We start from the raw sequence: 23,519 nt of genomic DNA, 5'->3' as shown, positions 1-23,519 counted from the left end.
GCGTTCGGAAAACAGTCCCTACTACCAGCCCGGGTTCTGTTTGATCTGCGGGTTGGCGTTGATCTCGTCGCGCGGAATCGGGAAATACCGGTGTTTGGCCTGGGGCGTCCGCGTCGGGAAAACGTCGTTGACCGCCTTCGGGACCACCGTCATGAAGGTGTTCGTCCGGGTCAGGTCATACCAGCGGTCGCCTTCGGCGAACAGTTCCCAGGACCGCTCCTGCAATACCGCATTGAGGAAGGCTTCCTTGCTGAGGCCCGGCGTCAGGTCGGCCAGGCCGGCCCGCTTCCGCACCACGTTGATGAAACCGTAGGCCGCCGGGGTGGCGCCGGTGGCGCGGGCCTCGGCTTCAGCCGCGATCAGGTAGACGTCGGCCAGCCGGAAGATGGGGATGTTGACCGCATAATTCCCCCCAACCGAGTTCGCATCCTGGTATTTCTTCACCAGCACGCCCTTGGTGGTAATCGGCGTAATCTCGCGCTGGCGCACCACCTTGCCGGCCTGGTTGACGTAGGTCGTATCGAGCAGCTGCCGCCGTTTGTCTTTCGGATCGAAGGAGTCGAAGAAGGACTGGTAGGCGAAGGCCGAGCCGAACGACGAGCGGCCGTATTCCGGCCCGGCGCTGTTGGCGGGGCCGTAGAGCGAGCCGAGCTGGGAGGTCATGCCGGGCGTGAAGTTCTCGCACTCGAACGCCCACATGTTCTCCTGCCGGGCGGCATCCTCTTTCGCCACGTTGTAAACGTCCCGGACGTCGGCCATCAGACCGTATTTACCCGAGCTGATCACGGCCTGTGCCTTTTCCAGCGCCGTGGCCCAGTCTTCGTTGTAGAGGGCGGCTTTGGCGTAGAGCGCCAGCGCCACTTCCTTCGACGCCCGGCCTTTCACCAGCGAAGCCGAGTAGGAGGGCAGCTTCGCGACGGCCTGATCCAGATCGGCGTAAATCTGTTTGTAGACCTCCTTCTGCGGGCTGTTGCCGACGGTGGCTTTTTCGAGGTCCGAACTGGCGGTGGTCTTGACGACGATGTCGCCGAAGTTTTTGGTCAGCATCCAGTGGTAGAAGGCCCGCAGGAAGTAGGCTTCGCCGATGATCTCATCCCGCCGTTTGGCGTCCATCGGCACCGCGGGCACCTTCTCGATCACCCAGTTGGCTTTTTCGATCCCGCTGTAGCTGCGCCAGATCTGAAGGGGCGACTCGTTGTCGCGGCTGAAGCTTTTGGCGGCCGAATACTCCGGGTCGTAGGTGAACAGGGTGTAGGTATTGCGGGCCACCACCGGGCGCGGGTAAATCTGGTCGGCGCTGAAGTCGGACGCCATCAGGGCCGCCGGACCGCCGTACAGGCTCGAAAGCGTGCCGTAGGTGGAGGTGATGGCCGCTTCGGCATCCTGCGCGGTTTTGTAGAAGTTGTCCGTAAAGATGGACGAATAGGGCGTTTCGTCCAGCTCGCAGGAACTCAGGCCGACGACGAAAAGCAGGGGTACGAGTATCTTTTTCATGTGTTGGCAAAGGGTTAGAAAGTGACCTGCAGACCGCCCAGGAACGATTTGGCCGTCGGGTAGACGAGGTTGTCGATCCCGATCAGCGTGTTGGAGTTGCCGTAGGTGTTCACCTCCGGGTCGAAGCCCGAATAGTTGGTCAGCGTGAACAGGTTGTTGGCGCTCACGTAGATGCGGGCGTTCGACAGGCCCTTGATTTTCGGCAGCGTGTAGCCCAGCGTGAGGTTTTTGCAGCGCAGGAACGAGCCGTCTTCGAGGAAGCGGTTGGAGATGGGCAGGCGTCCGCCCTGAAACCCGCTGACGTACTCGTTGCCCGGGTTGGTCGCCGACCACCGGTTGGCCAGCCCGCTGTACAGGTTGCGCTGGCCGAGCGGGTTCTCGAAGGTGTAGCGGATCAGGTTGTAGATGTCGTTGCCCCGGACGCCGGAGAAGAACGTGCTGAAATCGAAGTTCTTATACCGCAGGTCGGTCGAGAAGCCGAAGATGAGGTTCGGGTTGGCGTTGCCGGTGATGATCTGGTCGGCGGCCGAAATCTGGCCGTCGCCGTTGATGTCCTTCACCTTCGTGCCGCCCACGCGGCTGTCGGAGCCGGGCAGGATCTGGTCGCCGTTCTGGTAGATGCCGTCGAAGACGTAGGTCCGGAAGATCCCGAGCGGCTCCCCGACCCGCAGCACGCTGTAGTTGTTGAGCGGAAACTCGTTGGTCAGCCCGTCGAGGCTCAGGAGTTTGTTGCGGTTGATGGTGGCGTTCCCGGACACGTTCCATTTGACGGCGCCGTCCAGGATGCGGGCGTTGGCGGCCACTTCCAGCCCCCGGTTTTCCAGCGAAGCGAAGTTGCCCGTGATGGTGCTGTAGCCCGACGACAGCGGCAGCGTCTTCACGAACAGCAGGTCGTTGGTTTTCTTTTTATAAAGGTCGATAACCAGGTTCAGGCGGTTGTTGAGAAAGCCCAGGTCCAGCCCGATGTTGGTCTGGATCGACCGCTCCCAGCGCAGGTCCGGGTTCGGAATGCCCGAGGGGTTGATGCCGGTATTGTAGACGTGGTCGAAGATGTAGTTGGACCCCGACGACACCAGCGCCAGCGACTGGTAGGAGCCGATGGCCCCGGCATTTCCGGTGCTGCCGTAGCTGGCCCGCAGTTTCAGGTCGCTGAGGAAGGTAGCGCCTTTCAGGAACGGCTCCTCGATGGCCCGCCAGGCGCCGGAGATGGCCGGGAAGAAACCGTATTTGTTGTTGGCTCCGAATTTGCTGGCCCCGTCAACCCGGGCGGTCAGGTCCAGAAAGTATTTATCCCGGTAGCCGTAGTTGATCCGGCCCATATACGAATCCAGGCGGTCCTGGCTGCGGCTGCTCGACACGCTCCGCTCGGCGGCCAGCTGCACGGCTTCGTTCAGCGTGGCGTCGTTTGGGAACTTGCTGGCCGTGATGCTGTTGGCGTTGCTGTTGCCGGTCTGGGTCGCGAAGAGACCGGTGAACTTGAAGGAGTGTTTTTCGGCAAAGGTCGTCGTGTAGGTCAGGACGCTTTCGTGCAGCAGGCCCAGAAAGTTGGAGTTGTTCTTGCCGGCCGAGCCGCCCCCGGCCGCCAGATCGACCTGGCTGATGATGGAGCGCGGAGAGTAAAAATCGTTCAGCGTGTTCTGGAGGCTGACGTTCAGCGAGGCCCGGTAGGTGAGTCCCTTCAGGATGCTGAAATCGGCGTAGAGGTTGCCGAGCGTCCGGCGTTCGTTCGTGCGGTTCAGGATCTGGGCCAGCCCCAGCGGGTTCGATACTTCGCGGTAGGCTCCGACGCGCTGATCCCCGAACGGAAACACCGAGCCGTCCTGGCGGTAGGGCACCAGCACCGGCGGAGCGCCGAGGGCCGAGCCCAGAATGCTGCTCGACACGGCCGGGCCGTCGATGCTCGTCGAGCCGGTCGGGATGCGGTCGTTGACCGAATAGACCGTCAGCAGGCTGGTGCCGACCTTCAGGAATGTACTGACCTGGTGGTCGAGGTTCAGCCGGAGCGAATACCGCTCGAAGCCGGAGTTGATGATGATCCCCTGCTGGTTGAAGTAGTTGCCCGTCAGGGCCAGCTGCGTTTTCTCCGACCCGCCGATGACGCTGATCTGGTGGCTCTGGATGGGAGCGTCGCGGAAGATGAGTTTCTGCCAGTTGGTGCCTTCACCCAGCGAAGCAGGGTCGGGATAGTAATTGTTCTTGTAGATCTCGTTTTCGAGCTGCGCGAACTGGGCCGCGTTCAGCATGTCGATGGTTTTGGTCACCTGCTGCACGCCGTAGTAGCCGTCGTAGGTTACCCGGGTGGCGCCGGACCGGCCGCGTTTGGTCGTAATCAGCACCACGCCGTTGGCCGCCCGGGCCCCGTAAATGGCCGTGGCCGACGCGTCTTTCAGCACCTCCACCGACTCGATGTCGTTCGGGTTGATGGCCGAAAGCGGGCTGACGCTGTTGACGTCGCCCCCGTTGGAGTACTGAATCCCGTCGATGACGTAGAGCGGCTCGGAGGTGCCGTTGATCGAGTTCGTTCCGCGAATCCGGACGCTGATGTTGCCGCCCGGAGCGGCCGAGTTCTGGGTGATCTGTACTCCGGCCACCCGTGCCTGAAGGCCCTGCGCTACGTTGGCGACCGGCGTCTGGAGCAGATCGGCGGCTTTTACGGAAGCAATGGAGCCGGTGGTTTCGATCTTGCGCTGCGTTCCGTAGCCGACCACGACCACCTCGTTCAGCGAGCGGTCGTCGGACTGCAGCGAGACGTCGATCGTCGAACGGCTGCCGATCCGGACGTCCTGGGTCAGGTAGCCGATGTAGGAGAACGTCAGGGTGGCGTTGCCTTCCGGCACATTCAGGCTGTAGCGGCCGTCGGCGTCGGTGGTGGTGCCCTGCTGGGTGCCTTTCAGAATCACGTTGACGCCGGGAAGCGGTTCCGTGCCGGAGGTGACCCGCCCGCGGACGGTCAGCCCCTGCGGGCTTTGGGCGATGGAGGAAAGAGACAGTGTCAGTAACAGCGTCAGGAGGAGGCCGGTTACTGCCCGAAATGGGTTAACGGCTTGCATAGATAGACGTGGGTAGCATACCCTCAGGGTTAAGTGAATTGGAAATGTACAAAAACAGAAAAGTCAGAAGATACTTTCTCCGTCCCGGTGCTTAATTGGATTTCTTTTTCCTGAAGAATAAAAAATCATATTAAAACCGGTTTTTTGCCTATTTGAAGTGAGTTTAGCGGGTAGAGTGAAATTCGCAAAGGAAAAATTGACTTATTTTTTTTGGGAATGTTCCCAAATTTTTGGGAACATTCCCAAAATGATTTCTTTTTTCAACTCAATTGCGGACCCTATTTTTATCGGGGAAAGCATTCATACAGGAAAAGTACTATATCGTGAAAAACCATCAGGCGACGATCGTCGATATTGCCCGAACGCTGAACCTTTCGAAATCGACCGTTTCGCGGGCGCTGACCGGACATCCCAACGTGAAGGCCGGTACCCGGGAGAAAGTACTGGAAATGGCGGCCCAGATGGACTACCAGCGCAACCAGCTGGCCATCTCCCTGCTGACCAACCGGACGCAGACCGTCGGCATCATCGTGCCGGAGTTTCTGAGTTTCTTTTTCCCGAAGGTGATCATCGGCGCGCAGAACGTCCTGGCCGAAGCGGGCTATAATGTGGTGATCTGTCATTCCAACGAATCCTACGAAACGGAGGTCGCCAACACGAAGGCGCTGCTGGCAAGCCGGGTCGACGGGCTGCTGGTGTCGCATACGAAGGAAACCCGCAACTTCGATCACTTCAGGGTCTTCGAGCGGAAAGGCATCCCGGTCGTGTTCTTCAACCGGATCGTGGAGGAACTGGGCGGCTCGAAGGTGGCCGTCGACGACTACGGGGGCGCATTCCGGGCCGTCGGGCACCTGATCCAGACCGGCAAACGGCGCATCGCCCATCTGGCCGGGCCGGACTCCATTCAGAACAGCCGCAATCGCCTGAACGGGTATCTCGACGCCCTGCGCCGGTATGACATTCCGGTCGATCCGGCCCTGATCATTTCCTACGATCTGACGCTCGACAAGGCCAACATCTACGTGAATCACCTCCTGAACCTGCCGCAGCCGCCCGACGCCCTCTTCGCCATCAATGACCCGACGGCCATCGAGGCCCTGAAGGTCATCAAAAGCCGGGGGCTGCGGATTCCGCAGGATGTGGCCGTGGTCGGTTTCAGCGACGACCCGGTTTCGGCCCTCATCGAACCCGGCCTGACGACCGTCGCCCAGCCCGTGGATGAAATCGGGCGGCAGGCGGCCGCGCTGCTGCTGAAACAACTGGCGGCCGACGACGAGCGTCCCGAGGCCGAAACCGTGGTCCTGGAAACCCGACTCATCGTCCGGGGTTCGACGGTCTGAAGCCGGCCGGCACTCGGGACGGGCAAGTAGGATAATAAAGTTTAGAAATAGTAAACTATTGGGGGCGGTTGGTCTTTTCCGGCCCGCAGGAGGGGGAACGGCCCCGACGGCACCGGAAGCCACCCGGGAAAGGGAGAAATAGAAAGATGTTACATTAGGCGAATTGCCGAGTTTGTGAAATAAAATTTTATTATTTTGTAACATTACCATATATATATTATATAAAATAGGGATTAGATTAATTTTTAATTTTCGTTAAATTCTTTCCGACCGGCTTCACACATCGTTCACGAATCGGTAATATTCAGTAAATACCTGCTGCCTACTTTTGCATCGTCTACGCTTTCAGTTTCCCGGTAACATTTACAAATACTGAAATTAGTATCGTCCTTTCATATTCACCTTTCTTCCCTCTACGGGAAATCTAACGCCCATGAAAACACCACTACCTTTTCCTGCCACCGCAGGGAAGGCCGCCTGGCATCGGACTGCCCTGATGCTGGCCCTTTTCCTGTGCAGTGTGCCGTTGCTGGCCCAGACGGTCACCGGAACCGTGAGCTCGGCCGAGAATAACCAGGCGCTGCCGGGCGTTTCCATCGTTCTGAAAGGCACCAGCACCGGAACCACCACCCGCGCCGACGGGTCCTACACGATCAACCTGTCCGGCTCCGACCCGGTGCTGATCTATTCCTTCATCGGCTTTGAAGCGAAGGAAATCCGGGTCGGCAGCCAGTCGGTGATCAACCTGACGCTCACGCCCGGTACCGAAACGCTTTCGGAGGTCGTCATTACGGCCCTGGGGATCAAAAAGGACGTCCGCAACACCGGGGTGTCCATCCAGTCGGTCGACGGCGGAAACCTCGTCAAGGCCCGCGAACCGAACCCGGTCAATGCCCTCGTCGGGAAGGTGGCCGGCCTGACCGTCGGGGCCAGCGCCGAACTGCTCCGGGCGCCGACCATCTCCCTGCGCGGCAACCAGGACGTGCTGTTCGTCGTGGACGGGGTACCCATCAACTCCGACACCTGGAACATCAGCAGCGACGATATCGAAACCTATACGGTATTGAAAGGAGCTTCGGCTTCGGCGCTTTACGGTTTCCGGGGAAAAAACGGCGCCATCCTGATTACGACCAAACGCGGCTCGAAGGACCGGCGCGGCTTTTCGGTGGAGGTCAATACCAGCCAGATGTTCGACAACGGCTTCATCGCCATTCCGAAAGGACAGGATCAGTATGGCCCCGGCGACCACGGGGTCTATGAGTTCGTCGACGGCAAGGGCAACGGGAAGAACGACGGCGACTACGACATCTGGGGGCCGCCCCTCGACGGCCGGCTGCTGCCCCAGTACGACAGCCCGATCGACCCGGCCACCGGCAAACGCGTTCCGACGCCCTGGATTCCGCGCGGAAAAGACAACCTGAAACGCTTCCTGCAAACCGGTATCCTTTCGACCAACAACATCGCCATTGCCTCGACCGGCGAAAAGCACGACCTGCGGTTCTCGCTCTCGCACAATTTCCAGCGCGGGATCGTGCCGAACACGAAGCTGAACATCACCAACTTCAACGTGTCGGCCGGGTATAACTTCTCACCCAAACTGCGGTTCGAGTCGAACCTGAACTACAGCCGGCAGTATACGCCCAACTTCCCGGACGTCAACTACGGTCCTAACTCGCTGATCTACAACATGGCGATCTGGGGCGGGGCCGACTGGGACGTCGACGACATGAAGCAGATCTGGCAGCCCGGCAAGGAGGGCACCCAGCAGATTTATGCCGAATACCAGCGGTACAACAACCCCTGGTTTCTGGCGAAATACTGGCTGCGCGGGCACTATAAAAACGATATGTACGGCTATACCTCCCTGCGGTATCAGCTGGCCGACGGCCTGAGCGCCACCGCAAAAACCCAGCTGACGACCTGGAACCTGCTGCGGAACGAGAAGTTTCCGTATTCGGCAACCGTCTACGGCCGTGAGGAAGCCCGGGGCGACTACCGTGAGGACCGCCGGAACCTGTTCGACAACATCAACCAGGTGCTGGTCCAGTACGACAAAACCGTCGTGCCGGGGCTGGCCGTCAATGCGCTGGTCGGTGGTGAACTCCGGGTGTTCAACTTCAATTCGAACTACGCTACCACCAATTACCTGAACGTGCCGGGCGTGTACAACTTCGCCAACTCGGCCAACCCGGGCATCCTGAGCAACTACCAGGCGGATATGCGGGTGCTGTCGGCCTACTACTCGGCGGACTTCACCCTGCGCGACGTGGTGACGCTCTCGACCACCGGCCGGGTGGACAAACTCTCCACGCTGCCGAAATCGAACAATACCTATTTCTATCCCTCGGTGGCCCTGAGTACGGTGGTTTCGGACTACATCCGGCTGCCGGAAGCGATCTCGTTTCTGAAGCTGCGGGCTTCCTACGCCAACGTGAAGGACGGTCTGACCCAGTCGACCATCGGCAGCACGCCGGGAACGTCCTTCCCGCTGGGGTACGGCGATAACTACTCGTCGGCCTACGGCGGACCGACCTACCAGAACTCGGCCGTCTACAACACCTCGCTGGCTTACAACAACAAACCGGCGGCCTACTACACGAACACGCTGAACAACCCGAACCTGAAACCGAACTCGACCTCGCAGTTTGAAGCGGGTCTGGACGTGCGGTTTCTGAACAACCGCCTGTCGCTCGATGCGGCCTACTTCGTCAGCGACGACGGCCCGCGCATCTTCAGCCTTCCGATGTCGGAGATGTCGGGCTATACGGCCCGACTCGTGAACGGGATCAAAACCCAGAAGAAAGGGCTGGAAGTGTCGGTGACGGGCAAGGCCCTCCGGACGGCCGGCGGCCTGGCCTGGGATGTCGTCGCCAACTACTCGACCTATACCGAACGCCTGAAGGAAGTGTATCCGGAAGGCGGCATTACGACGCTGGCGTCCAGCTACTTCGTCGGCGGCAGCAGCGGCAGCCGGTTCATCGGCATCGGCGACCGGACCGACGCCTTCTACTCCGGCGCGTTCATCCGGACGCCCGACGGTCAGCTGATCAACGACGGGGGCGGGCGGCCCATCGTCAACCCGCAGGCCCAGTTTCTGGGGTATGTAAACCCGAAATTCGTCTGGGGGCTGAATAACCGCTTCAACTACAAGGCGTTCTCGATGAGCTTCCAGTTCGACGGTCGGGTCGGCGGGGTGATCGGCGACTACATCATGCAGAAAACCTACCAGGGCGGCCGCAACCTCGAAACCGTGCAGGGCGCCATCGGCGAAGCCCGCAAACAGGATGTGGTGGGCGTGAAAGCCTATCTGGGCGAGGGCGTGCAGGTAGCCGGCAATACCGCCATCAAATACGACGCCGTGGGCAACATCACGAACTACAACGAGCTGCAGTTTACGCCGAATACCACCAAAACCTACGCCCAGGACTACATCGCCCGGGTATTCGGGCAGACGGAGGCCTATCTCATCAGCCGCAGCTACGCCAAACTGCGGGAGCTGGTGATCGGCTACAGCCTGCCTTCGACCCTCCTGAGCCGCATCGGCGTCCGGCAGGCGACGGTTTCGCTCGTGGGCCGGAATCTGCTCTACTTCGCCGAGCGGAACGACATCGACATCGACCAGTTCGTCACGGGCGGAAGCTCGTCGCTTCAGACCCCGACGATGCGCCGGTATGGTATCAACCTCAATCTCACCTTCTGATCGCGCCAATCCGTATGAAACTTCATAAAATCTTCCTTCTTGGGCTGACTGCAGCGGCTTTCTCGCTGGCGGGCTGTGAAAAGCCGTTCGACCAACTGGAACAGGACCCGAACCGGCCGACGAGCGCCCCGGCCTCACTGGTGCTCAACGGGGTGCTGAACGACCTCTACAGTGCCGCCGGCGGTGGGGGCTGGAACGACTTCCAGCGGTATAACCAGTTCTACGCCAGTAACTACAACTATTACGCCACCAACGAGTATACCTGGACGACGACCTCCCTCCAGTTCACGACGCTGAAGAACGTCCTGAAAATGGAGGAAGAGGCCAAACGGGCCGGTCTGCCCGACGTCAACCCGTATTCGGCCCTGGGCAAGTTCTTCCGGGCCTTCTACTACGACAACATGACGAAGCGGGTCGGGGACCTGCCGCTGACGGACGCTCTGAACGGGCTGGACAACCTGACGCCGAAATACAATACGCAGAAGGAGGTTTACGTGCAGGTGCTGAAATGGCTCGACGAAGCCAACAGCGACCTGACGGCCCTGATCGCCAAAGGTGACAATAACCTTCAGGGGGATATTTATTTCAACAACGACCTGCGAAAGTGGCAGAAGGCCGTCAACACCTTCAAACTGCGGGTGCTGGTCGGTCTGAGCAAGAAGGAAGGCGATGCCGAACTGGCCGTGAAGCCGAAGTTTGCCGAAATGCTGGCGAACCCGGCGAAATTTCCGGTGATGACGGCCATGGACGACAACCTCCAGTATCTCTACAACAACTCGTTCAACAAGTACAACCGCAACCCGGATAACTTCGGCCAGAACGCCACCCGGGAGAACATGGCGGCTACCTACCTCGGCACCCTGACCCAGCTGAAAGACCCGCGTACCTTCGTGGTGGCCGAACCGGCCGCGGCTAAACTGAAAGCCGGCCTGAAACCGACCGACTTCGACGCCTTCGTGGGCGCGTCGTCGGGCGAGGACCTGGCCAACATGGCGTCGAAGGCCAACCTGGGTGAGTATTCGTTCCAGAACCGCCGGCGGTATTACAGCACCTACACGGCCGAACCGTTCATCATCATCGGTTACCCGGAACTGCTGTTTACGCTGGCCGAAGGCATCAACCGGGGCTGGGCAGCGGGCAACGCCGAAGATTTCTACCGGAAGGGCATTCAGGAATCCTGGAACTTCTACGGCCTGAAGGAAGGCGCCAACGACGTCTATTTCTCGGCCGACGGCGGGTATAAAATCTTCAACACCTACTCGGTTCCGGTCAGCTTTGCCGCCTATTATGCCCAGCCGGCCGTGAAGTATGCCGGAAACACGGCCTCCGGCCTGAGCCAGATTCTGACCCAGAAGTACCTGGCTTTTTTCCAGAATTCCGGGATGGAGGCCTGGTATAACCAGCGCCGGACGGGCGTGCCGACCTTCCTGACCGGGCCGGGTACGGGCAACAGCCAGCGGATTCCGAAGCGGTGGCAGTATCCGACCACCGAACCGGCCTACAATGCGGAGAACTACAAGTCGGCCCTGACCAGCCAGTACGGCGGCAAGGACGACATCAACGAGACGATGTGGCTTTTGAAGTAGGATTTCCGTTCATTTGTCAAGCCAACTCCTGAACGATGCCTATGCCTTCCGCCGAACAGACCGTTACTGAAATTTCCGCCCTGTTTGACCGGTACGGAGCCGAAGATTACTACGGTGAACCCGTCACCCAGCTCGAACACATGCTCCAGTCCGCCGTGCTGGCCGAAAAGGCCGGAGCCGACGCCGAAACCGTCATTGCGGCTTTCCTGCACGACATCGGCCACCTGCTGCCCTCCGAATCGGCGGAGGATCACATGGACGATTACGGCCGGGTCGATCATGAAAAGCTGGGAGCGGACTGGCTGCGGGAACGCGGATTTTCGGAGAAGGTGGCGCAGCTGATCGAACACCACGTCAATGCCAAGCGGTATCTGACCTATAAGAATCCCGCCTATTTCGCCCGGCTGTCGGAAGCGAGCCTGAAAACGCTGGAATTTCAGGGTGGGCCGATGACGCCGGAAGAAGCCGCCGAATTTGAACGGAATCCGTATTTCCGGGGCATCCTCCAGGTGCGGGGCTGGGATGAGCAGGCCAAGGAAACCGGCCTGACGCTGCCCGGCCCGGAGCGCTATCTGGCGCTGTGCCGGGCGTATCTGGAAAAATAGAAGGCTATAAAAAGCAAGGCCCCGGCCGCACGATGGCGACCGGGGCTATTTATTTTCGGCATCGCCGATTAAGCGGCCATGCGCTGATCCTGAGTGTCAGGGTTGAGCATGGGCTCGATCACCGTCTGCAGTCGTTCGCGCACGAAACCCTCCTGGAGATAACCGGGAAGTTTGGCGATCAGCTGCCGATACCCCTGCACGCCCAGCGCCCGGGCGATGTAGGATTCGTGAACGGCATTGATGTGCGAAACGATATTGACGAGGCTTTCGTGGAACAGCCGGATATCGATTTCCGACTCGACGAAACGCTCGATCTCGCGATTGGTCGACGAGATCCGCAGGCGGCTCAGAATATCGAAGAACGTCGTATAACCGATCTGTTTGCCCAGTTGCTTATACTGGTCCGCTCCGAACTTCTGCAGAATCTGGCCCGTACGGGAGCTGCGGAAGGCGGTTTTCGGGTTCTTCTGGACCACCTGACGCAGGGCCTTGATGCGCTGGTCGCGGGTGGTTTTCAGGAACTGAGCGATTTCGGCCTGGGCATTGCCCTCGCGGGAAGGCAGGGCCAGATCCGGTTTCACAGCCGTTTCGAGCCGCTTCGCCAGCGGCAGCCGCATCGTACGGTAACTGTTCAGCGGACCGGAGGCATAGAAACCGATGGATGCCGGGTAATAGCCCCGCACCACCATGTTCCCCACCTTCTTCCGAATGATTTCTTCGTTGCTGACCGGTTCACCCATCACGTGCAGAAACGCTCTGGTTCCGAACAGAACGCTGTAGTAGGCCTGCGGGAAGGTCCAGTGCAACGAGCTTTGCAGATACTGATTATCGTTGACCACCGGCGTAATCCGCAGGGCGTATTCGGCGCTCCAGCTATTCAACAGCAATTTCTCCAGCGCCTTCTTCTGCTCCTCCGTCACCTTCGGTTCGAATTCCTGGAAAAGAGGAAACTTCGCCAGATCGAACAGATCGTCCTGACGCTGGATGTGAAAATCAATCGCGAAAAAGTGGTTCAGGAATACCTGAGCCGGAATGGATTTCCGCCAGGCTTCATCCATGGGCTGACCGGGCGTAAAAGGCACCAGTTTACCCTCCTGATTCAACGTGTTTTCAGTGTTCTCTTTCATATAGATTAATAACAAAAAACGGTCGTGGACTGTTCCGTTTTCCGGTATTATTTTAAGGGTGTAACTTGTTGTTTACCAGTGTAATATTAATAAAAAAATCCGGTAAAAACAACAAGGAAAAATGCGAAAAGAACGGGGGATTTTTAAGGACTGAACGGGCTGAAAAGCGGGCCGAATAACAAGCAGAAAACGGGCCCGAAATCAGGCAAAAAGGAGGGAGGAAAACGGGTTGTTTTCAGGGGCGTTTGAACTTGTCGCGCTGGGCCAGATACAGACCGCTGAGGACCAGCCCCGTACCCACGAACGTATGCACGGTGATCGGTTCGCCGAGCAGCCAGGAAGAGTAGAAGAAGCCGAAGATGGGGCAGAGAAACCACCAGAGCGAGGCCCGGACCGCGTCCTGCCGGACCAGAAAAAACCACAGCTGCAGCGCCACCATCGATACCGGCACGATCAGCCAGAACACCGACAGCCAGAACCGTCCGTCGAAATGGGAGCCGGCCGCACTGCCGAAGGTCAGCGTGAACGGCAGCAGCAGCAAACCGCCGATCATCACCTGCCAGCCGTTGATGACCAGATTAGGGAGGCTCCACTGAAACCGGGCGTAATAAACCGTCGCGGCTGAAACGCACAGCATGCCGGCCATCAGAATCGCCAGCCCCGGAACGGTGGCATAGCTGTTCTGAAGCAGCGGGTACGTCGCCAGCCCCACCCCCGCCATCCCGAGGGCAATGCCGGCCCACTCATACCACCGCAGGGAACGCCCGAGCCAGACCGCCGACATCATCGTGACCAGCAGCGGGTTGGTGGCGGTAGACAGGCTGCCGATCCCGGCCGAAACCTGCTTCAGGGCCACCACGAAAGCGCCCAGGTACAGCGTCGTGTTCAGGAGCGCGAACACCGTCAGGCGGCCGAACTCGGTCCGGGTCGGAAGCCGGCTGCGCTGAAAACCGTAGGCAAACGCCAGCATCAGACTGCCCGCAATCATGAACCGCACATTGGCGAGCAGGAGCGGGTCGGCCGACTGAACGCCGAACTTGGTGGCCGCCGACGCGGAAGCCCACAGGGCGGCAAACAGCAGGCCCGGAAGAAGAGAACGCACGGAATTCAGGTTGTTTCGGTGCAAAAATAACAGCCCGCCGGTTAACCGGCGGGCTGTCGGGATGAAAAATGTCCAAAATCCCGGTTTCAGAACCCGATTCGTCCCCGGCGGCCTCCGCCTTCTTTCCCCTCCACGTATTCCTTCAGTTCGGCCAGCTCCTTCTCGAAACCGCTGTTCAGAATCGGGAAGCGGCACCAGGTCTTGGGATCGACGTTTTCGTCGTCGAGGTGAAACGAGGGCGCATAGCGTTCGCGCTTCCACTGGTTGCGGCCCCAGAGCCGGAAAAATCGCTCGACCGACACATACAGTTTGTCGCGGTCGTACTGCCCCTCGAACACCACCTCGATGTTCTGCATGACCTCCTTCGGCGACAGTTTATCCCGGATGGCGAACTTCTCGATACCGTTCAGGACATCGTAGGGCATCAGGTCCTCCTCGTCGGTCTGTTTCTGGTCGGGCGGGCGGAGTTCGGCCGTCGGCTGGAGGCCGTTCACGTTCTTCAGGCCGGCGATTTTGATGGTGCCGCCTACGCCCTCGCTTTCGAGCCAGCGCAGCCAGCCGCGCAGGAAATGCTTGTCGATCCCGGCGATGGGGGAGATGCTGCCCGCCGTGTCGCCGTCCATGGTGGCATAGCCCACCGAGGCTTCCGACCGGTTGGAGGTCGACAGCAGCAGCGAATTCCGGATGTTGGCCAGCATCCAGACGCTCGGGGCGCGGACGCGGGCCTGAATGTTCTGGAGGGCCACGTCGTCGGTTTTCCAGCTGAGCTGACGGCCGAGCTGTTCCTCGATCAGCCGGGTGTAGGTCTCGACCAGCCCGTTGATGTTGATGTTGTAAAACGTCGCGTGGATCGACTTCGACAGCGATTCGGCGGAGTCGTACGTGTCCTTCGAACTGTTTTCGGTGCCCTGGTAGATCGTCGTCAGCAGCACCTCGCAGATTTCGCCGGAGGTCTTCTTATTCTGAATGGCTTTGATGTAACCCAGCTTCTTTTTGAAGGCTTCCAGTCCGATGCTCTCTTCGGCCAGCCGGATCATCAGGTAGACCAGCGAGGCAATGGCGGAGGAGTCGGCGCCCCCGCTCAGCGACAGCACGAAGCCCTGCGAGCGGCTTTTCCGCAGGTAGTCGAACAGGGCCAGCGCCACGGCCCGCGCAAATTCCTCTTCCTTGAGGTGGCTGTCCTTTTCCCAGTATTCCAGCTCGGCTTTCTGAACGACCGGTTTGACCGGGGGGAAATCGAACTGGGCCGGCACGCGCAGGTTGGGCGACAGGGCCGCCAGATTGACCCGGTTCTGGGCCTGGCTCAGCCGGGTGTCGTCCACGTCGATCACTGCCGTCACGATCAGGTGGTCGGCGTAGCTGAACCGGGGCCCCGACACCAGCAGCTGCCCGTTGGAGGCAATCATGGAGTCGCCGTCGAAGATGGCCCGGCCCGACTCGTTCCCCAGCAGGTTGCAGTAGATGTAACTGGCCCCGAACGCCCGCGAGCCGTCGATGACGAATCGCTCCCGAACGTGCGATTTATAGAAGGCGAAGTGGCTGGCGCTCGGATTCAGGATGATGTCGACCCCGCGTTCGTAGAGGTTGCGGCCCGGCCGGCCCGCGATCCAGGCGTCCTCGCAGATTTCAAATCCGATCCGGACGCCCGATACGTCGAACACCAGGTCGCCGACCGGGTAGGAGAATTCGCCGATCTGGATTTCATCGCGGACGCCGGGCGTCCAGGGCTGGAACCAGCGGGTTTCGTAGTGGATGCCGTTGTTGGCCAGCACCTGCTTGCAGACGAAGCCCAGAATCCGCTTGTTGGCGATGAGGCAGGCCGTGTCGTAGGTGCGGTTATTGGCCAGCCGGAGCGGGAGGCTGACGGCCACGATAATGCCGTCCGTATGCGGCACGATCTCCAGCAGGCTCTGTTTGGCCTGTTCCATCACGTCGTGCGAGAAGAACATATCTTCGCACCCGTAGCCGGTGATGCAGAGTTCGGGCAGGCACAGGATGCTGACCTGCTGGCGTTTGGCCTCGTCGATGGCGTCGATGATGGTCCGTCGGTTGTGTTCCCAGGCCATCGGGATCTGGTTTACGACACCGGCTGCAACTTTGATTAATTTCATGGAGGTTTCTCCGCGTTCGGTTATGTAGATACTTCAGGAACAAATTTTGGGAGAAAAAGTCACATCCCCGCACCCATCCCGGCAAATGCCGCTTTTTGCCGCTCCCCACCGACGCTTCAGGACGCCTTCTGCCGCAGTTTCAGGATCAGCCCGGTTTTCAGGTCGTACAGGCCCTGCTCCAGCCCAACCGGGTAGGTGTGCGGGTTGGTGAACCGTTTGATGCCGGGGTGAAAGCCGGCCAGCTGCTCGCGGACACGGCTGCGGACGGCTTCGAGGCCGGGGCGTTCATAGACCTACCTTCCTTTCCGGAACACCGGCACCAGCAGGTCCTCGAATCCGGTTTCCGTCCCGAAGCTCCGCCGGCGCGTGAAATCATAGGGATCGACCATCGTGGCGGGGCCGGAAGGGGAAGTCTCCAGGTTGTAGATCATATCGGCCGTAAATCCCCGCTCGTCGCGGAACCGGCGGACCTGCTGAATCCCCGGTGTCGAAATCTTCACGGCCTGTTCCGATAGTTTGAGCCGGTAATCCCAGGCCCCGTCCGGTTTGCGGATGGCCGCCAGTTTGTAGACGCCCCCGAGGGCGGGCTGGTCGTAGGCGGTGACGAGTTTGGTGCCGATGCCCCAGACGTTGATCCGGGCGCCCTGGTTTTTCAGGCTGGCGATCAGGTGTTCGTCGAGGTCGTTGCTGCCGACGATGGCGGTATCCGCAAAACCGGCTTCGTCGAGCAGCCGGCGGGCTTCGATGCTCAGGTAGGCCAGGTCGCCGGAGTCGAGCCGGATGCCCGAAAACCGGTACCCCCGGTCGCGGAGCTTCCGGCCCGCTTCGATGGCGTTTTTCACGCCCTGGATCGTGTCGTAGGTATCGACCAGCAGGGTGACGTTGTTGGGCAGCACGTCGGTGTAGACGTCGAAGGCTTCCGGCTCGCTCCCAAAGGACATCACCCAGCTGTGGGCGTGGGTGCCGCGCACCGGGATGCCGTAGAGCTTGCCCGCCAGCACGTTGGAGGTGGCGTCGCAGCCCCCGATGTAGGCGGCCCGGCTGGCCGTCATGCCGCCGTCGATGCCCTGCGCCCGCCGGAGGCCGAATTCCAGCACCGTATCCGAACCGGCCGCCTGCCGGATCCGGGCGGCTTTGGTGGCGATCAGCGATTCGAAGTTGATCATCGTCAGCAGCGGGGTTTCCAGCAGCTGGCATTGCAGAATCGGCCCCTGCACCCGGACCAGCGGCTCGTTCGGAAAAACCGCCGTTCCTTCCGGCACCGCGTCGATGTCGCCCGTGAACCGAAAGGTGCGGAGGTAGTCGAGAAAAGCCGGGTCGAACAGGGGTCGGTGGTCGGTGCCGGTCAGACCGGCCAGGTAGTCGAGGTCGCCGTCGGAGAACGTGAAGGCGTTCAGATAGTCGATGACGCCCGAAAGGCCGGCGGCTATCGTAAACCCGCCCTGAAACGGATGTTTTCGGAAATACAGGTTAAAAACGGCTTCCCGGTCGGCCGTTCCCGATTTCCAGTAGCCGTAGGCCATTGTGATCTGGTAGAGGTCGGTCAGCAGGCTGAGGGAGGTGGAATACAAGGGTCGGATCATCGCTTCGGGGTCAAAGGGCCTCACGGCACGCACCCTGTCGTAACAAGCCGCTTCCCCCGCGAATTGTTCGGAGATTTGCCGAAAGCCGCCCGGTTTGCCGCCGACGGCTGCGGGAAGGCCCTTTAAACCTTCTCCAGCATAGCCTCGGTCAGCGTCTGGTAGCAGGCCTGCCAGGCCCGCCGGACGTCCTCGTTCCAGTCATGCCCCAGCCCCTGTTCGAGCGTCCAGAGCAGGGCATCGCCGACCAACGCGTAATGGGCAGGTTTGACGCCGTAGCCTTCGTGCCGCCGGGCCAGATCGGCGACTTCGGCCCGGATGAGGTCGAAGCGGTCGATGCGGGCCACGATGAAACTGAGCATGACGACGAATTTTTCGTATTGTTCGGTCATCGACCCTTTGAACAGGGAACGGGTGGCCGGGTATTTCAGAAACAGCCGTTTATAAAACACCTCCCCCAGCAGGTGCGGGTCTACTTCCCGCAGTAGCCGCCAGGATTTCCTGACCGTCTGAATGTGTTGGTCCGTCATGGGCGCATGGGTGTTTGGGGAATCAGCGGTACAAAGCACCGATGTTCTGCGTATATCTCCTAAAATTTTACCACGAGTGGCCGGTTTTTTCGGTTCAGTCGCCGGTGCGAGCCGCTCAGTTGCGTGGGGGCCGGACCCGACGGTTGAAGGCCGTTTCTGCGTCATTCGTCGCCCCGGCCGACGGTTCGTCGCCTATTTTTTGCAGAAACGGGCAAAAAAACGAAACTTGAAGCCACCGTTTCACTCTTTCCGGTTATGAATGCGCTTATCATCGAAGACGAAAAATTAGTGGCTCTCGAACTGGCCGCCAGCATTGCCGAAGTGGCCCCCGACCTGCGGATCATCGGCACGGTCGGCAGCGTCAAAACCGCCCTGCGCTGGTTTGCCGAAAACGCGGAGCCCGACCTGATCTTCGCGGACGTGCAGCTGGCCGACGGGGTCAGTTTCCACATCTTCGAGCAATTCCGGCTGGCGTGTCCCGTGATCTTCACGACGGCCTACAACGAATACGCCATCCAGGCCTTCAAGGTCAACGGCATCGATTACCTGCTCAAACCCGTCGACCTCGACGAACTGAAGCGGGCCATCGAGAAGGCCCGGGCGCTGGTAAGCGCCCGCTCGGCCCCGGCCCTCGACGTGCAGAAGCTGCTGGCGGTCATCAACGCCCCCACGGCCGCCCGGGCCTCCTACAAGGAGCATTTCCTGGGCAACGCCCGGAACAGTTGGATACCGGTCAAAGTGTCGGAAATCGCCTATTTCACCCGCGACCAGCTCAATTTTATGATCACCCATACCGGAGAGCGGTACATTCTGGATTACGATACCCTCGACCAGATCGAAATGCTGCTCGACCCCCACCAGTTCTACCGCGCCAACCGCCAGTGCATCGTCAACATCGACGCCGTGCAGCAGGTGCGGGGGCTGGCCAACCTGAAACTGAGCCTGAAACTGAAAGCGCCCAACCACCCCATCGACATCGAGATCAGCCGCGACAAAGCCCCCTCGTTCAAAAAATGGCTGGAGAAGTGAGCCTCCGCGCTGCGGTCCGGGTCTGGCTGCTGCTCTGGCTGGTCGGCGCGGCCGGGTCGCTGCACGCCCAGATTCGTCCGGATCAGTTTGAATTTCAGCACCTTCAGGAGAAAGACGGTATTTCGTTCAACATGATCAACTGCTTTCTGCAGGACCGGGACGGCTTTCTGTGGATCGGGACGTTTGACGGGCTGAACCGGTACGACGGCCACCGGTTCACGACCTTCCGGCGCCAACGGACCGACGATCAGTCCCTGCTGAACAATACCGTCCATGACCTCTGCGAAGACCGGCAGGGAAACCTCTGGATGGCGGTCGACAACGGAATCAGCCGGTATGACAAGGCAACCGGCCGGTTCCGGAACATCACCGCCGTCGACGGGCACCCGCTGGGCTTCTGCAGCAACATCCTGACCGACCGCCGGGGCAACGTCTGGTTTACGAGTGAAAGGGCGGGATTGCACCGGTACGACGCCCGGACGGGCCGCATCGAGCGCTTCCTCCTGAACAAAACCGGCGCCCCGCCGACCGCCCTGCACCTGACTCCCAAGAACGGCCTGCTGGAAGACCCCACCCGCAACGGCCTCTGGATCGCGCAGCGGCACGGCCTGCATTATTTCGATATCGACCGTCGGCGTTTTACCGGCCCCGCCGACAACCCGGAACAGCTTCCCGTCTTCACCGGTCATTACGTGTCGGCGCTGGCGCTGGACGGCGACCGGCTCATCTTCGCGGACAACGACGCCCGCCGGATCGTCGTCTACAGCCTGACCCGGCGCCGGATTCTGAAAACGATGACCCCCGTCAGCAGCCGGGAGAAGCGTGACGTTTTCGAAATCGCGACCATTTTTGTGGACCGGCAGCACAACCTCTGGACCAGCTCGTGGAATTACCTTCTGTTTCACATTGCGGCCGATACGGACCGGATCACCGAACTGCACCACGACGAGGCCCGGCCCACTTCCATTGCGGGCAGTTTTTTCTGGGCGGGATGGCAGCACCCCGACGGCTCGGTCTGGCTCGGCACCGTCAACGGCATTTCGATCACCAACCCCGAGCGGGCTTTTTACACCGTTTACAACCCCGGCGCGCAGTTTCCGGCCCTGAACGACGAACGGGGCATCATCTGTTTCGTGGAGGACCCGGACGGGTCGTGGTGGCTGGGCACGTCGATCCGCGGTCTGCTGCATTATTTTCCCCGGACCAACCGGCTCGACGTCTACAAACTGCCCAATGCCACGCCCGAGCGGCCGTACGGACAGGTGATTTCCGCGCTCGTTCCCGCGGGCGATACGCTGTACGTGGCCGGAGAAACCGCCCTCTACACGTTCCACAAAAAGCGCAAAACCTTCTCGGAACTGCCGCGGCCGGCCCCCATCCGGCAGCAAAAGGCGCGGCTCTGGAACATCCTGAAAGAGGGCAGGTACCTGTGGGCGTCGGGCGAATCCAAACGGGCGTTCCGGTACCACATTCCCACCGGGCAGTGGGAATCGTTCCCGGTCGTGCCGACGGATGACCAGGGCTCTTTCATGCTCAGCACCTTTCTGAAAGACCGGCAGGGGGCGCTCTGGGTCGATCTTTATCCGGGCGGCCTCGCCCGGTTTTCGCCGGAACGGAAAGCCTTTCTGGTCGATGAACGGTCCCGCGATAATCCTTACGAAAACAGCGTGACCTCGATTTCCGAGGACCGGCAGGGCAATTTCTGGATGAGTACCAACGGATACGGCCTGCTGCGCTACCATCCGAAAAGCCGCCGGTATACCTACTGGACCCAGAGCGAAGGGCTGGCCTACGACCATTGTCTGGCGGCCCTGCCCGACCGGTTTGGAAACGTCTGGGTCGGCGGGTTCAGCAAATTCTCGATCTTCTCGCCCCGCACGAACCGGTTCGTCAACTTTTCGCTGCCCTACAGTCCGGACAATCTGGAATACGTCAATCAGCTGTTTCCGCTTCGCAACGGCCATATTCTGGGTGCGCTGAAGGGGTATCTGGTCGAGTTTTCGCCGGAAAAGCTGGCCGACCGACCCGCCTTCCTGCCCGACCGGGTTCTGATCAGCCAGGTCAGCGTAGGCGATTCCGTCTGGCTCAACCACCGCGGTCTGGCCGGCCTCGACCTGAAAGCGGGAGAGTCCGGGTTTACCGTCCATTTCGGAGCCATCACCTCGGCTTCGCAGGCTCCTTTCGACTACTATTATCAGCTGGATGGATACGAAGGCTGGAAACCGGCCGGCAACGACCGTTACGCCGTTTACAGCCGGCTGCCGGGGGGCAACTACACGTTCCGGGTCAAGGGCGTGACGGCCGACGGGCGGCAGACGGCCATCGGCACGCTGCCCATTCACATCGATACCTATCTGCATCAGAAAATCTGGTTTCGGGGGCTGCTGGTGCTGCTGGCGGTGGGGCTGGTGGTCGGCTTTCTGCGGTACCGCGCCGACCAGACCGAGCGCCTGCACGACCTCCAGGTACAGGCCACCCGCCTTGAGCGCGACAAGACGGAGATTCAGTACCAGAACCTGATCAACCACCTCAACCCGCACTTCCTGTTCAACAGCCTGACCTCGCTCAACAGTCTGATTCATATCGACCCGCGTCAGGCGTCGACGTTCCTGCGGAAGCTGTCGATCATTTACCGGTATATTCTGCAGAATAAAGACAAGGAACTCGTCACGCTGGAGGAGGAACTCGCCTTTGTCCAGAACTACATCGATCTCCAGATTTCCCGCTTCGACGACGCCCTGCAGATCCCTACCGACGTGCCGGCCGGCTTCCGGACCCGGCTGATCGTGCCGGTGACGATCCAGAACCTTCTGGAAAACGCCATCAAGCACAACACCATCGACGAGGAGAGCCCGCTCGTGATCCGGGTCTATACCGAGGACGACTGCCTGTGCGTCAGCAATAACCTGCAGAGGAAAAGCTTCGTCGAGACGTCGAACAAACAGGGGCTGGTCAGCCTCCGGTCGCTGTACCGGTATCTCGGCAGCCGGCCGATTCAGGTGGTCGAAACGGAAGCCGAATTTACGGTGAAAGTCCCCCTGCTGTAAGCGGTCGGCCGTTTTACGTCAGTTGTACATTTCCGGTTGCAACCGAAGGGCCGGCGTTCCATTTTTGACGGAGTGTAAACCATACCCCTATGTTCGGCTATATTCTTCTGGCGATTACCGCCCTGTTCTGTCTGGGACTGTCGCTGCTGACGGCGTCCAAACCAACCCTGGTGGGCGACAGCGCCATGGGATATGGCCTGGGGCTGGCGTTTCTGGGCCTCGGCTTCGCCGTCGGCAGCCTGGCCCTGACGATTACGATTCTGTCGAAAGGCGGTTTTCACTGGGTGGCCGGGAACCCGGGCCTCCGTACCGGTACGGTGCTGGCGGCCTGGCTGTGCATCGCGGCCACGACCTTTTTCTGCGCGGTGTTCAAGTGGGAGTGGCACAGCAGCGACGACCACACCTACCCCCAGTTTCTGCGCTGGCTGGCGCTGGCGCAGGGGCAGACCTGGATTCCGCTGCTGTGGCTGGCGGCCTGCCTGGTGTCCCTCAGCCCGGCCTGGCAGAGCAGTGTGTCGCCGGCCGCCTACAAGGGCTCTTTTTTTGCCGGGCTGATCGTCGGCGCGGTCTTCAGCGCCGGTCTGGTGGTAGGCTACTTCCGGGATTCGGGCCGGCAGTTCCAGGCCCAGGTGGCCGGCCGGCAGGAGCAGGAAGACCGCTGGCAGCAGCAGACCCTGGCGTTTATCGACTCGCAGAAGCCCCAGGACCCGATCGTGTTCCTGCTGGTACATACCACCCGCCATCAGGCCGACACCGTCCGGCAGGCGGCTCTCGCCAAAATGAAGACCCATGCCGACTACGAAGGCGAAATCCTGAAGGTGCTTCAGAACCCGAATTATTACCGGGAAGTGTATTATTTTCTGGACGGCAACCGCGTTACCGACACCCGGGCGTTTGCCGCAGCCCTCAACGAAAGCATCGGATGGATGGCCCGCACCATTACCGCCGACATCCGCGACAGCAATAACCTCCAGCACTGGAGTTTCGATTCGTACGGCATCGACCGGATGCTGCGGGCCATCGACGAACAGTTTCAGAACCAGGGCGTCGATTTTTACCCGACCGTACTCCGGCTTCGGAAGGCCCTCGATACTACCCCGCCCGAGCGGTTCAAAGACGTAAAGTTCGATATAACCCGGGTCGTGGACGACTGGCTGGCCCGGCACCGGAAACGGTAGAAAACAACAAACGCGCTGGATGACAGCGCGTTTGTTGTTA

At 60.3% G+C, this 23,519-nt stretch carries 13 protein-coding genes and 1 pseudogene; 7 read left to right on the top strand and 7 right to left on the bottom strand.

What is annotated here, in order from left to right; all coding sequences use genetic code 11:
* Positions 1-21: 21 nt before the first annotated feature.
* The gene (locus DX909_RS09120; RefSeq protein ID WP_128544826.1) at positions 22-1,494 is read right to left on the bottom strand and encodes a RagB/SusD family nutrient uptake outer membrane protein; all 1,473 of its coding nucleotides are present in this window, start codon (positions 1,492-1,494) and stop codon (positions 22-24) included.
* A 14-nt stretch (positions 1,495-1,508) separates the two neighbouring features.
* Complete coding sequence (locus DX909_RS09115; protein WP_128544825.1) at positions 1,509-4,544, bottom strand: SusC/RagA family TonB-linked outer membrane protein; 3,036 nt, start codon at positions 4,542-4,544, stop codon at positions 1,509-1,511.
* Positions 4,545-4,867: 323 nt separating this feature from the next.
* Between DX909_RS09115 and DX909_RS09110 the strand changes: the two genes are divergently transcribed.
* From DX909_RS09110 to DX909_RS09095, 4 genes are all read left to right on the top strand, one after another.
* The gene (locus DX909_RS09110) at positions 4,868-5,884 is read left to right on the top strand and encodes a LacI family DNA-binding transcriptional regulator (protein ID WP_128544824.1); all 1,017 of its coding nucleotides are present in this window, start codon (positions 4,868-4,870) and stop codon (positions 5,882-5,884) included.
* A 496-nt stretch (positions 5,885-6,380) separates the two neighbouring features.
* The gene (locus tag DX909_RS09105) at positions 6,381-9,584 is read left to right on the top strand and encodes a SusC/RagA family TonB-linked outer membrane protein (protein ID WP_128544942.1); all 3,204 of its coding nucleotides are present in this window, start codon (positions 6,381-6,383) and stop codon (positions 9,582-9,584) included.
* Positions 9,585-9,598: 14 nt separating this feature from the next.
* Positions 9,599-11,170, top strand: coding sequence for a SusD/RagB family nutrient-binding outer membrane lipoprotein (locus DX909_RS09100; protein WP_128544823.1), 1,572 nt, complete (start codon positions 9,599-9,601; stop codon positions 11,168-11,170).
* A 41-nt stretch (positions 11,171-11,211) separates the two neighbouring features.
* Positions 11,212-11,775: a phosphonate degradation HD-domain oxygenase gene (locus tag DX909_RS09095; RefSeq protein ID WP_128544941.1), complete on the top strand. Its 564-nt coding sequence runs from the start codon at positions 11,212-11,214 to the stop codon at positions 11,773-11,775.
* A gap of 68 nt (positions 11,776-11,843) precedes the next feature.
* Here DX909_RS09095 and DX909_RS09090 read toward each other — a convergent pair whose 3' ends face one another.
* From DX909_RS09090 to DX909_RS09070, 5 genes and pseudogenes are all read right to left on the bottom strand, one after another.
* Positions 11,844-12,902 (bottom strand): hypothetical protein, encoded by a 1,059-nt coding sequence (locus DX909_RS09090; RefSeq protein WP_206512979.1) that lies wholly within the window; start codon positions 12,900-12,902, stop codon positions 11,844-11,846.
* Positions 12,903-13,137: 235 nt separating this feature from the next.
* A complete protein-coding gene (locus tag DX909_RS09085; protein ID WP_128544822.1) occupies positions 13,138-14,004 on the bottom strand; it encodes a DMT family transporter in 867 nt (288 codons plus the stop codon).
* An 86-nt stretch (positions 14,005-14,090) separates the two neighbouring features.
* Positions 14,091-16,115, bottom strand: coding sequence for an NAD(+) synthase (gene nadE, locus DX909_RS09080; protein ID WP_128544821.1), 2,025 nt, complete (start codon positions 16,113-16,115; stop codon positions 14,091-14,093).
* Positions 16,116-16,231: 116 nt separating this feature from the next.
* Positions 16,232-17,698: pseudogene (locus DX909_RS09075) on the bottom strand (nicotinate phosphoribosyltransferase).
* A 122-nt stretch (positions 17,699-17,820) separates the two neighbouring features.
* A complete protein-coding gene (locus DX909_RS09070) occupies positions 17,821-18,225 on the bottom strand; it encodes a globin domain-containing protein (protein ID WP_128544820.1) in 405 nt (134 codons plus the stop codon).
* A 255-nt stretch (positions 18,226-18,480) separates the two neighbouring features.
* On the opposite strand from DX909_RS09070, the gene DX909_RS09065 reads away from it, so the two are divergent.
* The 3 genes from DX909_RS09065 to DX909_RS09055 all read left to right on the top strand — a co-directional run bounded on the left by DX909_RS09065 (position 18,481) and on the right by DX909_RS09055 (position 23,479).
* Positions 18,481-19,254 carry a LytR/AlgR family response regulator transcription factor gene (locus DX909_RS09065; RefSeq protein ID WP_128544819.1) on the top strand — a complete coding sequence of 258 codons (774 nt, stop codon included), beginning with the start codon at positions 18,481-18,483 and terminating at the stop codon, positions 19,252-19,254.
* Entirely contained in the window at positions 19,239-22,301 is a 3,063-nt protein-coding gene (locus tag DX909_RS09060) for a ligand-binding sensor domain-containing protein (RefSeq protein ID WP_128544818.1), read from the top strand. Before DX909_RS09065 ends, DX909_RS09060 begins: the two co-directional genes overlap by 16 nt.
* A gap of 89 nt (positions 22,302-22,390) precedes the next feature.
* A complete protein-coding gene (locus DX909_RS09055; RefSeq protein ID WP_128544817.1) occupies positions 22,391-23,479 on the top strand; it encodes a hypothetical protein in 1,089 nt (362 codons plus the stop codon).
* Positions 23,480-23,519 lie beyond the last annotated feature (40 nt).

Source organism: Larkinella soli (assembly GCF_003703975.1).
In the GTDB taxonomy this organism is placed as follows: Bacteria; Bacteroidota; Bacteroidia; order Cytophagales; family Spirosomataceae; genus Larkinella; species Larkinella soli.
Note: the sequence above shows the minus strand (reverse complement) of the source record. Positions and strands in the feature narration are given on the sequence as shown.